At 44.0% G+C, this 15,225-nt stretch carries 15 protein-coding genes; 7 read left to right on the top strand and 8 right to left on the bottom strand.

Going from position 1 to position 15,225, the window contains the following annotated elements:
* Positions 1-419 precede the first annotated feature (419 nt).
* From CYLST_RS28755 to CYLST_RS28745, 3 genes are all read left to right on the top strand, one after another.
* On the top strand, positions 420-668 hold the full coding sequence (locus CYLST_RS28755; protein ID WP_015211258.1) for a hypothetical protein: 249 nt from the start codon (positions 420-422) through the stop codon (positions 666-668).
* Between the two features lie 294 nt (positions 669-962).
* Positions 963-1,181, top strand: a complete 219-nt coding sequence (locus tag CYLST_RS28750; protein WP_015211257.1) for a type II toxin-antitoxin system HicB family antitoxin — start codon at positions 963-965, stop codon at positions 1,179-1,181.
* A 221-nt stretch (positions 1,182-1,402) separates the two neighbouring features.
* Entirely contained in the window at positions 1,403-2,722 is a 1,320-nt protein-coding gene (locus CYLST_RS28745) for an IS4 family transposase (protein WP_041233351.1), read from the top strand.
* Between the two features lie 137 nt (positions 2,723-2,859).
* On the opposite strand, the gene CYLST_RS28740 is transcribed toward CYLST_RS28745, so the two are convergent.
* The 4 genes from CYLST_RS28740 to CYLST_RS28725 form a co-directional block, all read right to left on the bottom strand.
* A complete protein-coding gene (locus CYLST_RS28740; protein WP_015211256.1) occupies positions 2,860-3,303 on the bottom strand; it encodes an SRPBCC family protein in 444 nt (147 codons plus the stop codon).
* 45 nt (positions 3,304-3,348) lie between these two features.
* A complete protein-coding gene (gene zds / locus CYLST_RS28735) occupies positions 3,349-4,788 on the bottom strand; it encodes a 9,9'-di-cis-zeta-carotene desaturase (protein WP_015211255.1) in 1,440 nt (479 codons plus the stop codon).
* A gap of 155 nt (positions 4,789-4,943) precedes the next feature.
* Entirely contained in the window at positions 4,944-5,114 is a 171-nt protein-coding gene (locus CYLST_RS28730; RefSeq protein WP_041233325.1) for a ribbon-helix-helix domain-containing protein, read from the bottom strand.
* Between the two features lie 492 nt (positions 5,115-5,606).
* Complete coding sequence (locus CYLST_RS28725; RefSeq protein WP_015211253.1) at positions 5,607-7,250, bottom strand: DUF6930 domain-containing protein; 1,644 nt, start codon at positions 7,248-7,250, stop codon at positions 5,607-5,609.
* A gap of 326 nt (positions 7,251-7,576) precedes the next feature.
* On the opposite strand from CYLST_RS28725, the gene CYLST_RS28720 reads away from it, so the two are divergent.
* From CYLST_RS28720 to CYLST_RS28710, 3 genes are all read left to right on the top strand, one after another.
* Positions 7,577-7,933: a HesB/IscA family protein gene (locus CYLST_RS28720; RefSeq protein WP_015211252.1), complete on the top strand. Its 357-nt coding sequence runs from the start codon at positions 7,577-7,579 to the stop codon at positions 7,931-7,933.
* A gap of 83 nt (positions 7,934-8,016) precedes the next feature.
* Positions 8,017-8,445 carry a tetratricopeptide repeat protein gene (locus tag CYLST_RS28715; protein WP_015211251.1) on the top strand — a complete coding sequence of 143 codons (429 nt, stop codon included), beginning with the start codon at positions 8,017-8,019 and terminating at the stop codon, positions 8,443-8,445.
* A gap of 115 nt (positions 8,446-8,560) precedes the next feature.
* Positions 8,561-8,803: a hypothetical protein gene (locus tag CYLST_RS28710; protein WP_015211250.1), complete on the top strand. Its 243-nt coding sequence runs from the start codon at positions 8,561-8,563 to the stop codon at positions 8,801-8,803.
* Between the two features lie 64 nt (positions 8,804-8,867).
* Here the strand turns inward: CYLST_RS28710 and thyD are convergent, their stop codons facing one another.
* On the bottom strand, positions 8,868-9,788 hold the full coding sequence (gene thyD / locus CYLST_RS28705; protein WP_015211249.1) for a thylakoid membrane protein ThyD: 921 nt from the start codon (positions 9,786-9,788) through the stop codon (positions 8,868-8,870).
* A 138-nt stretch (positions 9,789-9,926) separates the two neighbouring features.
* On the opposite strand from thyD, the gene CYLST_RS28700 reads away from it, so the two are divergent.
* Positions 9,927-10,274 (top strand): hypothetical protein, encoded by a 348-nt coding sequence (locus CYLST_RS28700; RefSeq protein ID WP_015211248.1) that lies wholly within the window; start codon positions 9,927-9,929, stop codon positions 10,272-10,274.
* Positions 10,275-10,619: 345 nt separating this feature from the next.
* Here the strand turns inward: CYLST_RS28700 and CYLST_RS28695 are convergent, their stop codons facing one another.
* The 3 genes from CYLST_RS28695 to CYLST_RS28685 form a co-directional block, all read right to left on the bottom strand.
* Positions 10,620-11,120: an FHA domain-containing protein gene (locus CYLST_RS28695; RefSeq protein WP_015211247.1), complete on the bottom strand. Its 501-nt coding sequence runs from the start codon at positions 11,118-11,120 to the stop codon at positions 10,620-10,622.
* 220 nt (positions 11,121-11,340) lie between these two features.
* Entirely contained in the window at positions 11,341-13,848 is a 2,508-nt protein-coding gene (locus tag CYLST_RS28690) for a heavy metal translocating P-type ATPase (RefSeq protein WP_015211246.1), read from the bottom strand.
* 373 nt (positions 13,849-14,221) lie between these two features.
* Positions 14,222-14,497: a TM2 domain-containing protein gene (locus CYLST_RS28685; protein WP_015211244.1), complete on the bottom strand. Its 276-nt coding sequence runs from the start codon at positions 14,495-14,497 to the stop codon at positions 14,222-14,224.
* Positions 14,498-15,225: the final 728 nt, after the last annotated feature.

The following is a 15,225-nucleotide window of genomic DNA, read 5'->3' as shown; positions in this document are numbered from 1 at the left end:
GAAAATCCAAATGCTCAACAGTATGTATTCAAGCCTGGAATAACTTACTAAGCATTTGAACGTAACTTTTGCTACGTTTTTATTTATCATGTTTAATTTGAATTTTTATTCATTTTTGCAAAAACTTAATGATCGCTATTATTCTCTGCGAAAATAAAATATATTGGCGGCTATAGTTTTCGATCATTAACTACTGATAACCTTTTTTTTCCTATAGAGAGAGAAAAATAAGCCTGATTTTTGCACCCATTCTCAGATGTTGATTTTCGATATTTGCTCAAAAAGGTTAAGGTTTTTCACTTAAACCTTAATCGCAGGTTATTTTGGTTTAAATAATATTTATACGTGTAATTACGGTTTATTCCTGTCTAGATAACTCGTATATTTTTAACTTAGTTGTTTATAACTAAGTTAAAAATATGGCAACATCTAGAGAATTAGAAGCTCTGCTACGCCAACAATTAAATGAAGACCAGTATCAGGTTGAAAAGGTTCTTACTTTAATATCAATGCATTGTGCAGCCCAAAGTAGAAAATATTTTGATAATGAGACGTCAGGGGATAAATACCAGGATTTTCGTTATTGGAGTACCTACGCGAATGGCATAGAAGAACTAAAAACAAAACTACAAAACTATATCCCACCTTCAACCGAGCAAGAAAAGTGAGCAGTTTCGTAGGGTGTGTTAGCGACAGCGTAACGCACCGTTTCCAAAATTGGTGCGTTCGGAGTACCGTAACGCACCCTACGAAATTCATTCAATTAAAGACAAACATTAACCGATTTACCCTTAACATATTTGAACTGTTGAGGGTAAGTAAAACTAAATTAATAAATTATTTGATAACTTCTATTTAAATCTTAAAAAAATGCCTTAAAAGATTTGAGAGCTTAAGAAAATGCTTGTCCATGCCGGTTTTACAGAACTACCAGCAAAAGGAAGTCATGGGTAAGAAAGAAGATGAGTAAACTCAAGTACCAAATGGTTATTCAGTGGTCAGAGGAAGATAATTGCTTCTTGGTAGGATTCCCTGATTTTCCAGGACAACGCTGGCGCACTCATGGGGATACTTACGAATTAGCCGTAGCGAATGGAATTGAAGCCTTAGACTCTCTAATTATTGCTTACGAAGCTGCGGGTGATGCGCTTCCAGAAGCAACAGTTTGTCATGCAGCATAGGGAAGTATTGAGGTGTTTTCGTAGGGTGTTTTAGCGACAGCGTAATGCACCCTACTGGCGTGACCAGACTAAATTTGTGTATTATGATTTTATTGTGGAACAGGCGTCACGAGAGTTCTGGGCGGGCGAGATGCCATTGGTGTCAAGTTAAGAAAAATGGATTTGTGTCAAGAGAGGGAAACCTAATGGTAGAAGTCAACACAGGGGTGTTGAAAAGAGCCATGAGTAAACCACGGAAAAAGCAAGGGAATCCAGATTTTCGCCATCGAGTCAACGTACCGGCTCCGGCAAGTGAAGAGATAGAATCAAGGTTGTTTGAGTTGGTAAGTCCAGGCACATTTACCAACCTCAAAGAAGTAAAAGATAAAGAACGGAGCTTGCGCTCACGAGTACTGACCCTACCAGTAATGGCAGCAATAGTGTTGAGTATAGTGTATAGACAAGTACAGCACTTAACAGATGTATTGCGAATCCTAGAAGTAGAAGGATTGATGTGGGTAGAGGCAACGAAAGTGAGTAAGCAAGCTTTGTCTCAAAGACTCAACAGCCTACCGGCTCATCTATTTGCCAAACTGTTAGAGCAGGTCATAGAGTGCCTAGCAGCTAAAAGGAGTGTAAGGGAATTAGCCCCAGCCTGGGCATCAGTGTCCGAGAAATTTCCCGCCATTTGGATTGGAGACGCCTCGACACTCGAAGCCATGAAAAAACACTTCGGACAACTGCAAGAAAAAACAGGTGCGGTGTTGGCAGGAAAAATGCTGATGGTGGTTGAAGCTTTCACTCACACTCCCGTGGCAGTTTGGTATGATGCCGATGTCAAACGAAATGAGACTCGTTGGTGGCAAGCACTGTTAGAACGTTTACCTTCAGGCGGTTTACTCGTAGTAGACATGGGATTTTATGGTTTTGAATGGTTTGATTCTCTGACTACAGCTAATAAGTATGTGCTGACACGCCAAAAGGAAAAGGTGAGATATAAGGTAGCACGTGTACTTTCTGACGGCTCTCACTACAAAGACGAAATTATTCAAATGGGATGGCATCACACCAACCCATGTCGCCATCCCATGCGCCAAGTTTCCGTATTGTGGGGCAAGACTTGGTATCATTACTTGACTAATGTTCTTGACCCACAACAACTTTCGGCACAGGAAGTTTGCGAATTATACCGTCGACGCTGGCGCATTGAGGATGCATTTTTATTGACTAAGCGTTTATTGGGATTGTCCTATCTGTGGGTTGGTGGCACTAATGGTGTGCAGATGCAAATATATGCTACTTGGATTTTCTACGCTGTTCTTAATGACTTGTGTGCCGATGTCGCAGTAGCTTTACAACAGCCAATTGAGCGCATTTCTGTAGAAATGGTTTTTCGCAGTTTCTATTTTTTCCACCGCGCACTTTTACGTAACCCTGGGTTACAACTTATTCCTTGGCTCGTAGAACATCATCGTTCGATGGGGTTGGTCAAAGCCGTCCGTCAACGTCACCGACGAACGGCTGCTCGGTCACTTGACATCTGGGCTGATGCCTTAACTTGACACCAATGGCGAGATGCCCACCCCACAAGAGCCAGATTTTATTTAATTCACGCTACGGGAGCAAATCCAGATTTTCCCATCAGACAGCAAGAAGCTATTAGACTTTGTTTATTACTGCCTGATATTTGCTGTTTATATCAATTAGCTTTGACATTCAAAGCGTATACCTTAAACCGCTCCAAATCTGCTTGAATTGTGGACTCCACCACCTTTCCCAAAAACAGATTATCCATGATTTTGCCAAGAAAACCGGGGATAGCATAGGAAACAGTCATTTTCACGATACTACTAGCTTGGCGATCGTAAAAGCGAATTGCACCCTGATTTGGCAAACCATCAACCGATTCCCATTGAATAATTTGATTCGGGATAACCTTGAGCATCCGAGATTTCCAAGTAAAATCCCAACCGCTAGTACTCAACTTCCAAAGAGATATATCAGGGTCATCCGGCAAAATCTTCACCGACTCAATCCACTTCATCCACTTAGGCATTTGCTCCAAATCAGACCATAGACTCCATACTAAATCTATCGGCGCTTCCACTTCCACCTGCACACTATGCTCTAGTAAATCTGACATTCTGGCTTTTTCCTCTGCGTCCTCTGCGTCTCTGTGGTTCGTTTCTTATTTCTTCACACTCTCCAAAATCACCTTCGCAGCCTGTCTTCCAGAAATAGTTGCCCCTTCCATGCTGTCGATGTAATCTTGCTGAGTATAACTCCCTGCCAAAAAGAAATTATTCACAGGCGTCTTTTGGCTAGGACGATAGGCATCCATCCCTGGTGCTTCCCGGTAGAGTGACTGAGCCAGTTTTACCACACTGTACCAAGTCATGTTTAACTCACGGGACGAGGGGAACAGTTCATAAACTTGCTTAAGGACGTGTTGCGCGATCGCTTCGTTACTTTGCTTAATAAACGGATCTCCCGGTGTCAGCACCAGTTGTAGCAGCGATCCCTCCCCTGGACGATAATAATCACTAGGGCTAGTCAAAGCCAAATCAGCAAAGCAAGAAAAGTCAGCATCGGCAGTATACAACAAATTATCTATCCCTGCCGCATGATTTAACTGTTTCCGCTTTTCCCCATCTTCAAGTTCTGTTACCCAACCATCAAACCGTAGCTGCACTGTAGCGACTGGTACAGCATCCAGTTTGTAAATGTTGTCAAACTCTGACCACTTGCGCCACTCTGGGGGTAAAACGCGCTGAATTCCTGGCACATCGCAGGCGCAAACATAAGCATCTGCGGTGATAATTTCTTCACTATCGCCTTGAGCAACTAATATGCCAGTAACGCGGGTTTGTTCGTCTGATTCAGCAAACTGAATTTCCCGCAATTGGCGACGAGTATATATTTTTGTGCCTCTTGCTTCTAAATATTCCAGGATTGGCTTGTGTAAGTACTCGTGGGGGGAACCTTCCAGCATTCGCAGAATTGAAGCTTCAGTTCTGACTGCAAAAAACTGGAAAATTGTCAACATACAACGAGCGGAAATATTTTCGCAATCGATAAAGCCGAGGGCGTAGGCGATGGGGTTCCATAAGCGTTTGATGCTTCCTTCGCTACCGCCATGACTGCGGAACCAGTCAGCAAAGCTGATTTTATCCAACTTGCGAATGGTTTTCATTGCGCCGTCAAAATCTATTAAACCCTGAACTATCGGGCTAGTTCCGAGTGCGATCGCATTTTGCAATTTATCCAGCAACGAAAGTTGGGAAGTAGTGAAAAATGCTTTTAATCCATTGAACGGCGCACCTGTGAAGAAGCGAAAATCCAGAGCACCAGTGCGTCCACCTTTGTTGATAAAAGTGTGGCTATGTTCCTTGAGGCGTAAATGAGACAACGCCCCTACTTTTTTCATTAAATCAAATAGCTCATAGTAGCAACCAAAAAACACGTGCAACCCCATTTCAACATGGTTGCCATCGCCATCAACCCAGCTACCGACTTTACCACCAACAAACGGACGAGACTCAAAAATCTGGACTTCACAGCCAGCATCTGCTAAATCTACAGCGGTTGCCAGCCCCGCCAGTCCCGCACCTACGATTGCAACACGCATTCCCTCGATCCTTTTCAGTTTCTTTACAAATTGTAACTGGGTTGGTGTCGGAATTTGCCACTCTTACGTGAAAGGGATTAGGGATTGGGAATTGGGGATGGGAAAAAACTATTACCCATTACCCATTACCCATTACCCATTACCCAGTTCTCTGACTACCTGCTTACATCCTTAGCCTCCTCAGAAAGCAGTAACCCTCTAATCAGTTCCCGAATCACATCGGTGGCAGGTCTACCTGTCTGCTGACAATATCTTTCGAGTTTTTCTGCTTCCTGGGTTGCTAGGTTAACAGTTATACGTTTAACGGCCCATTTTTTATTTGTCATTTCTGTTTTGCCCAAGTTCACCAAACACCTGTATAGAGAACATATACTACAACAGCTAAAATCAAGCTGAGAATTGTTATTATAGTTCCAAGTAGCATACCCCTCTTCTATTACTCTGGGAAGAGAAAAATCATCCCAATTTTTGAAAGCCTCCTCAGACAAGGGTTTTGTCCTTCAAATGGAAATTCAATAATGAGTAAAAGTCTTTGCAATCAATGGTTTCAGAATTTTATCTGGCACAAGTGACACAAGAGGGCTAATCGAAGCATAGTCAAGCTACAAGTTTAACCCCAGTAACGTGGATTGAGTGATCTGAGATGTCGTGTATCGCCTCCGCAGAAGGGTGAAGATGACGTATCTCGTGATCTTGTCACTAATTCCACAGGCGACGCCTAGGTGGGGGTGTAGCCGGACGCAAAAAACCACAGATTCACCCTAATTAACTTAAATTAGTATATTTTTTTTGTTCATCTGTGGCAATTACATAGATATTTATTCAAATTGAAGTTGGGGCATAAGCTGGAGAGTACCGATACCTAAATCTTTCGGTGAAAGAGCTCGCGCTTCAAACAGAGCCATCATATCTCGCAACTGGGGATTACCACGGGAAGCGCCTGTTAGTCCTTTGGCAATGATCAAGCCGCAGTAGCCCTTGGTATTTTTACACCGCTGATTCCATTTTTTTCTAGCTTCTACATGAACTGGGTCTGCATCTAAAAATTCACCGAATAGGAACAAGTCGCCATTTTGTGTTTGTAACAAACCTAAGTCATAGCGATCGCCATCAAATGGATCAGCACCTGGATTAAAGCAAATTGCTTGCAATCCACCAACGGCCTCTATATTCTCAATTACAGTCTTAGCTTTAGGACGGGAAGTTTGAATTAAAATCACAGGTAAACCATCACCCACTTGCTGGATTTCGCCCGCTGTATGGTAATTTACCCCATGACGTAAGTAATCTAACATCTCCCAAGACACCACACCTAGGCTGAGGAAAGAGTCTTCTGGGATCAAATCATCTCGCAATGAGCGGAACATGGGGTCGCCAGACTCATCTTCCTCTTCGATGCCAAAGCCGGCCATTTCCTCTAATTCTGCTGCCAACTCTGGCATGCTTGAGACAGTAACATTCACCGATTTAGTTGCTTCGTCTGACTCCGGCACAGAAATGCGGTAGCGACGACTGAGGGTAGGGAAAGTGTCCCCCTGTAACTGACGACGGTGATCGCGGATAAAGCGGCTGAGACTTTCGAGAGCAACCAAGACTACAAGTGCTTCTTCCTCATACAAAACAGACCGCAGACCTTCTAATGGGTGAATATTGCCGAAGGTGGGTTGAATTTCTGATAGCGCCAAATCCGCTAAATCATCATCCTCGTCTTCATCTTCATCAACGTCTGTGTCGTCCTCTCGCTCAAAGGTGAGAAATAAACAATCTTGCTTGAGAAAAGCTTCTTCTAAACCCTGGGTAGATTCGTCATCACTTAAAACCGCCGCCCGAAACCGCTTCAGAGAATCTTCTGAGCGATACAACAAAATCCCATACTCCATCCCTAGCATTCCCATCACGGAGGCATAGAGTGTGCCAACATCCCACTTATTGATCTCTATTGACAATATTTGCTGTTCTTCCAAAAATTTCCAAGGAGCTGCTTGCCAAATTGCAAATGCCTTTTCTTCTAAAATTTGTGCGTACTGTGGGGGTAAATCAGGGATTTGGCTATCGAGGATATCGGCAAACCCACGGAACAGTTCATCAATCAAAGGCAATTCTGGCGCGTAGTCAATGGCAATTTCCAAATCTTGCAGTACTCCGCGCAAATAAAATTGGATTTGGCGATCGCGCACCACAATTCTTTGAGGTCTGGCGGGTTTAGCAGGAGAGTGGGGATGCTCCATCGCTCGCATTAAGGTGCGGACAATTGCTTCTGGCCCTAGTTCGGCGGCGACTACATCCATGCCGCGGACAATCCCTTGAGAGCCATCTACCCAGAGAATGCATTCCCCCTTCGACTCTGAATCTCTGGGTAGATTTTGTGCTGGTGCCAACGGACGGCGATCGCCCTCCCAAACAGAAGGAATTTGGGTTAGTTTTTTCAACCGACGACTGGTAGAGCGATTAAAACTTGTCATAGAGTAAGTTAATCAAAAGAAGCTATTGAGAACTAAACTTTGGGAAATGGCTAGCCTCGGATGAAATTTTCCTAGCTGCACCTGAAGGGTAGTTGCTGCTCAGACTGCTACAAGGCTTAAACTCCAAAAATACCGAATCTCTAAACACACCGAATCTCTCAATTCTAGGATAAAAATCTTTAGCTGCTTTTGACGGAGTGTTTACAATTTGGTATCTAGAGGCATTAATGTCGCTAGAATAGATACAAAAACTGAAGGGTAACCCAGGGACAGTAAAAGCCTCTACAGGGTATATAGTCAGACCACTTAAGGAGTTGAAACAGCAGATGACACAAGCGACTCAGCCGCAACAACGCGGAATTCAGTTGAGCGAATCAGCATTGCGCCAGGTAAAATCCCTCCGAGACAAGCAAGGCACAGATTTCTGCTTACGGGTAGGAGTGCGTCAAGGCGGCTGCTCTGGGATGTCTTACATGATGGACTTTGAAGACACTAGCAAGATCACCCCTCAGGATGAAGTTTTTGACTATGACGGCTTCAAAATTGTGAGCGATCGCAAAAGCCTATTGTATCTCTATGGTTTGATGCTCGATTTTAGCGATGCGATGATCGGCGGCGGTTTCCAATTCACTAATCCTAACGCCTCTCAAACCTGCGGTTGTGGTAAGTCTTTCGGCGTATAGTGTAATATTTGTTTTGTCCTTGGTCATTTGGATTTTACCTCATGACTAATGACTGACGACTAATGCCTAATGACTGACGACTAATGACTAATACAAATACAGTTGAATTTCTGTTTGATACAGGTTTAGAACGCTATAAAGCCGGAGAATCAGCAGATGCTTTAATCCCCGTATTTAAAGAAGTTTGCGATCGCGCCCCCAAAATTGGCTCGGCTTGGATTTGTTTGGCGTGGTTGTATCTACTCGATAACAAACCCAACCTAGCTTATAAAGCTGCACTCAAGGCAGTCAAGGTCAACCCACAAGACCCACAGGCTAGGGTTAACCTCGCCGTAGCCATGCTGGAAACAGGCCAAAAAGGCTTGCGGCAACACATCGACTTTGCACAACAGTTGATGTTTGTCAACCAAGAATGGGAGGATGAAATTAAAAACAGCATTGAAGATGGTTTAAGCAGAAAACCAGATTGGCAGAGTTTGGCAAAAGTCAAAGCCTGGCTGTTTGAAAAATAATTGGGAATGGGTAATAGGTAACGGGTAATGGGTAATGGGTAAGAGTTTTTTGTCTTCCCTCATTACCTTTTTCCCAATTACTCATTACAGATGACTTACTCTATTCGTTTACAAGATGAAAGATAAATTGTTAAACTGGCTAAACCTACTTTTAGTCGCGGATGTATTCTTAGTTTTGTTGGGTTTTGTCTGGTTAGCGATCGCAGCTATTGGTGATGCCGCTGGCGTAAATCTGGGTTTGGATTTGTGGCATCAACTATGGCAACCCGTTTTTAACCCAGCCATAGGCATCTTGATGGGTGGCGCTATTCTCAGCGGTATTTCCAGTTGGATTTCCAAGAAATTTCTGACTGATTAGTAATTAGTAGATCAGTCAGTCATCAGTAGCAAAAAACAAAAAACTGACAACTGACCACCGACATTTATTGAAGAATTTGTGTCAGAGCCGAGGGCAAATTAGGATATTGGTACTTAAAGCCTGATTCTAAAGTGCGCTTGGGAAGGACCTGCTGACCTTCTAAAACAACTATTGCCCCATCTCCCAAAAGAACCTCGAGTGCTACAGCCGGAACAGGCAACCAGCTCGGGCGATGCATCACTTTTCCCATAGTTTGACTCAAATCTGTCATCCGGACGGGGTTAGGCGCAGTAGCATTATATACGCCTTCCATTTCTGGTTTAGTTAAAGCGGAAAGAATCAGGCTAACCATATCATCTAAATGAATCCACGAGAACCACTGCCGACCACTGCCAATGGGCCCACCGGCAAAGAGTTTGAAAGGAGTAATCATTTTGCCCAAAGCACCACCATTGCCCAAAACAATGCCAAAGCGCAAAATTACCAAGCGCACACCAGCATCTTTCACGAGTTGAGCTTCAGCTTCCCAAGCTTGGCAGACTTGGGCGAGAAAATCCTCACCATTCGGGCTAGTTTCGTCAAAGGTAGCAGTTTCACTAGTGCCGTAGTAGCCAATAGCCGAAGCATTGACTAACACAGCCGTTTTGGGACTAGCCTTGGCTATAGCTTCTACTATTTTTTGTGTACCGAGTTTCCGGCTATTAAGGATTGCTTGCTTGCGTTCTGGTGTCCAGCGTCCCTCAGCGATGGGTTCTCCAGCCAAATTAACTACACCATCACAACCAGCAATTGCATCTTGCCAAGAACCAGAGACACCCGCAGTATAGGCAATTATTTCTAGATTGGGAAAAGCCTCTGAGGGAAAAATCTTTTGAGCAAAGGCGGTGTTTCGGGTTAACACCAGTACTCTATTACCTTCCCTGTGGAGTCGTTCTACCAAACGACTTCCCACAAATCCTGTTGCTCCAGTAATTGCTACTTTCATTTTCCACCTCTAGCAAAGTTTTATTTTAAAGTTTTTTATCAATTTTTTAGCCTAAAAATCTGGCTTCTAGTAATGACTTACCGTTTGTATGCTGCGGTGTTATAGGATGGACGGAGTGTTGCAAGGCGTGGGGCTATTATGGCTCGCTATACCTGTTCATTTATTGTTTCTATCCCTAGTGGCCATCTCCAGCCGTTACTTATAGAACTGCTACAAGACTGTGAGTTGGACGTTCACTACTACACAGCTGACTACATTATGGCTCGTGAGATTCCTGGTAATGTTTCCTTTCCTAAGTTAGTCGCAGTGGAAGTTCTGATAGATAAATCATCAGCTACCGAAACAGAAACTCGGATGAGTATTGTGATTAAAAACGAGGAACTGCCACTTCAACTTGATAATCACTGCCGACAAATGTTTGAATTCGTCAAGCAGGCGATTGAACATAGTCGCCATTGGCATCTGGTGGAAAGTCTTGCGGGATAGCTATTAGTGTTTTTAACATTCTCCCGACTTGAAGTCGGGGGATTCTGAGACTGAGACGAGGAGATAGAAATATTGAGATTGAGTTGTCAAGATCAGTATTAGTGAGATCCTGGGTTTTGTAAGTTGTTAACTACTCTGACTACTATCACCAATTTTCCATATTACTCAGCGATTTAGCTTTCTTCGTCGCGTTCATTTCCTGATGAAAAATTCTTGGCTCTCGGCTTCTTTTTCGTAAGCAGTCTGCTTAACAGAACTAGCTTTGTAGTCAAGCTAGTTCTGTTAAGCAGCTAAAGCTTAATCCAAGTAAGCTGATAGCTGATGTATAGCTGAATTGGTATGTTGTCAGTCCTCCATATCCTCTGTCATGCCAGGGTTTATTAATGTAATGTCATACTCGCTGGAATCAGTTTGGCCTGGGCGCTGAGAATTTTTCAGTAGGTAATAAATAGCCCGTACCTGAGGACCGAAAACGATTTCGTCTTCATTTTTCAGGTCATGGGCTGGGATCTTGCGCCCGTTAATCATCAGACCGTTGGAACTAGGCCGCCCTTTAGCATCACCATCAACAATCCGGTAATAATAGCTAAGACTATTATGCTTTCGTGGCAATCTTACTAATGTGGCATGGCGTCGGGAGACAAACTGTGACATCAAACGGATATCACAATCGCGGTCTCTACCGATAGAATAGACGGCGTTTTCTAGAGGAAACTCTTTGCGCCCTTGGTCATCTTCAAGAATCAGTAGATGGTTTTCATCATTTTCTGCTGCCATTGACAGATAGTTACTATGATTGTGGGAACTTTGATTAGTTAAGATTTTTTGAGTCTCTTTGCCTGCCATTCTCGCGCACTAAAGTCTGTGGTACTGAATCTAATAAGCATTGAAATTGCATATTGCCAAGACATAAGTAGAATATGGTGGTTCTACTCTTGTGGTTATCGGTGCTCCGAGAGGAGTCTAAATAGATTTTGTGAGATGAGTAACACCTGACTAATGACTCAGTTTAACGTGAGAGGGAATTTAGGTTTTTGCCTGGGAATATTACCTCCTAGGGAGGATGTTATGGGCGATGAGCAAACCGCCGTAATAAAACTGAGTTGGTAACAACACTAACCGAACTAAATGCCATTAATGCAGCGGCACTGGATGGGCTAAGAACAAAACCCAAACTGGGTAAGAAAACACCGGCTGCTAGAGGAATACCAATTGTATTATATGCAAAAGCCCAGAATAAATTCTGGCGAATTTTGTTGAATGTGGCACGACTAAGCTGAATTGCTTCGACAACGTCGCTCAAGCAATCACGCATCAGGATAATTTCTGCAGTTTCCATAGCTACTCCTGTGCCACAGTGTAAAGAAATACCAACATCTGCTTGAGATAAAGCTGGAGCATCATTAATCCCATCTCCTACCATGGCCACAACAGAGTGCTGAGTAAGGTTAAGGTCACAAGAGTCAGGAGTTATCCAGATGCCTCCTTTTTGTAGAGACTCAATTGCAGCTGCTTTCTTCGCTGGGGGGACGCCTGCCATCACATCAGCGCTATCTATTCCCAGTTGTTTAGCGATCGCATCGGCTGCTTCTAATCTATCGCCACTGAGCAGCATTACCCGTAAACCCATTTGCCGCAACTGATCTACAGCTGCTTGGGCATCTGGTCTGAGGGTATCAAAGATAGCAATTAATCCGGCTAAAGTCCCGCCAACTGCTACGCAAACGACTGTTTTACCTTCTGCTGCTAATCTCTGAGCGGACTGTTGTGCTCTTTCACTAATCGCAATTCCGTGCCAACTCAACCAGTCCCAGTTTCCTAACAAGACGCTGACACCTTCTACCACAGCAGACACCCCTAGCCCTGGTTCGGTGTGAAAATCCACAGCATCAGGGATTGATAACTTTTGCTGCTGCGCGAACTGTTGAATCGCTTTTGCTAGGGGATGATATGTGCCGCTTTCTACCGCTGCTGCTAGTCGGAGAAGAGTAGAAGAGGCAGAAGGGAGTGGGGTAGGGACATTTTCCCCCTTGCTTTCTGCTCCCAGTTCTTGAGCCTTGATTTTGCCCTCAGCAAAGAGTTCCTCAAATACCAGACAATCTGTAACTGTAGGATTACCTGTGGTGAGAGTGCCCGTTTTATCAAAAACCACGGTGTCTAGCTGGTGTACTCTTTCCAAAACATCGCCGCCTTTGATCAGCAGACCGCGTTCTGCACCCATACCAGTTCCTACGAGAATCGCTGTTGGGGTGGCAAGTCCTAAAGCACAGGGACAAGCGACTACCATAACTGCGATCGCTAATTTTAAGCTAACTAGTATTGGGGAGTGGGGAGTGGGGAGTGGGGAGTGTCCCATCATTTCCATCCCACCTGACATAGTGAGATCAGTCCAGATATGGGTGCCGAAAAAGTACCAAAAAGCGAATGTTAATAAAGCAGCTGTCAACACACCATAGGTAAAATAACCAGCTACCGTATCGACTAATTTCTGCACGGGAGCTTTACGGGTTTGAGCCGCTTCTACCAAGGCAACAATTTGTGCCAGAGTTGTATCATTGCCGGTACGTGTTGCCTGAATAGCGATCGCACCCGACTGGTTGAGGGTTCCCGCTGTGACGATATCTCCTGGTTGCTTGATTGCTGGCACTGCTTCCCCAGTCAACATCGATTCATCCACCGTTGTTTGCCCAAAACGAACCTCACCATCAACGGGGATTTTATCTCCTGGGAGCACCTGTAACCATTCACCAACACGCACCTGCTCGGCAGGGATCTCAACAATAGTTGCCCCTGCTCCTATTTTCTCAGCATCTGGGTTGGCAATCAATCGTGCTATCTGTGGCTGGAGTGCCAGCAATTGTCTAAATGCGGCGGCGGCGCGACCTCTGGCTTGTTGTTCTAATGTCCGTCCTAGAAGGATAAAACCCAGCATCATCACTGGTTCGTCAAAGAAGCACTCCCAACCCATTTGCGGAAACAACAGCGCCACCAAACTAGCACTATAAGCTGTCAGCGTTCCCAAGCCCACGAGGGTATTCATGTTGGGCATATTCCGCCGCCAGCCCCGCCAGCCATCTACTAAAATCGGGCGACCGGGAATTAACAGCGCCACTGTTGCCAGACCACAGTGGAACCAGATGTTATTCAGCATCGGTAGCATAGAGCTACCAATGTTACCAAAATGCCCAATTCCCGACAACCCCAGTAATATCCCAGCAATCACCAACTGCCTGATTGCTGCCAGCATTTCTCGGCGTCCTCGTGCTGCTGGGTCTTGTAGAGCGGATGTCTCACCCGTTACTTTGTCGTTAGCCCTCCTCGTTTGAGTTGGGAATCCAGCTGTTGTTAATTGCTTTGCCAGTGCATCTGCATCTACTGCACCAGTTTCCAACTCCACCACCGCTACCTCTGTCACCAGGTTCACACAAGCGCTCTTGACTCCTGGTTGTTGAGTTAGCTGTCGTTCTACTGCCTTCACGCACCCAGCACACTTCATGCCGCCAACATCTAGAATAATTTTCTCTGTGATTGGGGCAGATTCTGGGGCTAGCTGAGTTTTTGGGACAAGTTGCATAGCAAGTGTTTAGGTACGCTACGAAAGTTTAACGCCTGACAAAAAGCGTCTCTATTTCGAGAGTAGGCGAAATTCGCAGCTATGACTGAGTGTAAATCATATTAACTTTCTTAAGTTATCGGTTCCAGAAAGAGTGTTAATGACGGCGAGGGCGTAAATAAGTTATATGGATCATAGCTAGAATCTGGATAGGCATGATGGCAATCATGCTTTTAAAAAAATAGTTTATTTCCAAATTAGACATAACGTTGAAATAGCCCATGCCTACCAGTAGTAACATTATCCAGGTAATGTGTTTAGGTTTGAGGATTTGCATATTTATAGCTATAAATCTGTATTTACCAGTAAAAATACTGAATTTAAAGTTGATTTTCTAGAACCATCCCTGCTTATTTACAAAGTAGGTATCAACGAATTCTTCATGGTTCTTATTCAAGTAGATCATGCCTTCAATCAAACCTACGAGTTGCATAATCAGCAAGCTAACGCCGTAAGTGAATGTACCCCCCACGAGGGAAATTGCTAGCATGATAAAACCTTCTGCGGTGTAACCGAGAATAAATTTATGCACCCCAAAACCCCCAAAAATAATGCCACAGTAACCAGCTAGAAGTTGTTTGGTAGCGCGAGAGGGGTTAAGATTTGCCATATTTTGTGCTGCTCCTTGATACTATGAGGTATAAAATTAAAGTCTTTATTTTAAGTAATAAGATAAAGAAATATATCTGGTTGCTAAATGTATTTTTACTCTTCTGATAAGAAAATCATTTCCCAAGATAAATAGCCAAAATTAACGTGCCACAATTCCAGAGGTAATATTGAAAGCAGTGGATGACAGCTGTCTTCCAATATCACCTGAAACTAACACGTTCCTCAAGGACTGTTGGTAAGTCTGGTCACAAATCCCAATACAATCAGAGATTTGCTATATTCTGGGCTAAACGTTTCTCTTGAGGAGAATTAACCCCAATAATCGGCAAAAACTGCCATATCATACTACTTTCTACAAGTACACCGATATTATGTCCGGACTTTTTCTGAGTTCGCGGCCATAATAGTGATATAATTTGCGGGTTTGTAAGCGCAGGCGTATGCAGTTAGTCTTCGCTGCTTTTGGAACTTCTGTCAAGTCCTACCCTGCCCTTCGGTATTTCCAAAGGAAAGAGATGCGGCTTGTCATCACACATTCAGAACTGCGGTTAATTTGTTTGGATTGGAGCGCAGCGACGGTCAGTTACTGATCGCCGTTTTCATAGGTGCAAACTGAATTTTCCACCTGCTATTCTCACCACTAATGGCTTAAATTATGCAGATCCAGTCAGTGATTTACCTAATACGTTGTTATCTCTTTAACAGCATCGTTTAAGTGAATTTTGC

This window comes from Cylindrospermum stagnale PCC 7417 (assembly GCF_000317535.1).
GTDB classification, from domain to species: domain Bacteria; phylum Cyanobacteriota; class Cyanobacteriia; order Cyanobacteriales; family Nostocaceae; genus Cylindrospermum; species Cylindrospermum stagnale.
The sequence above is the reverse complement of the archived record's forward strand: the minus strand, read 5'-3'. Positions and strand labels throughout refer to the sequence as shown.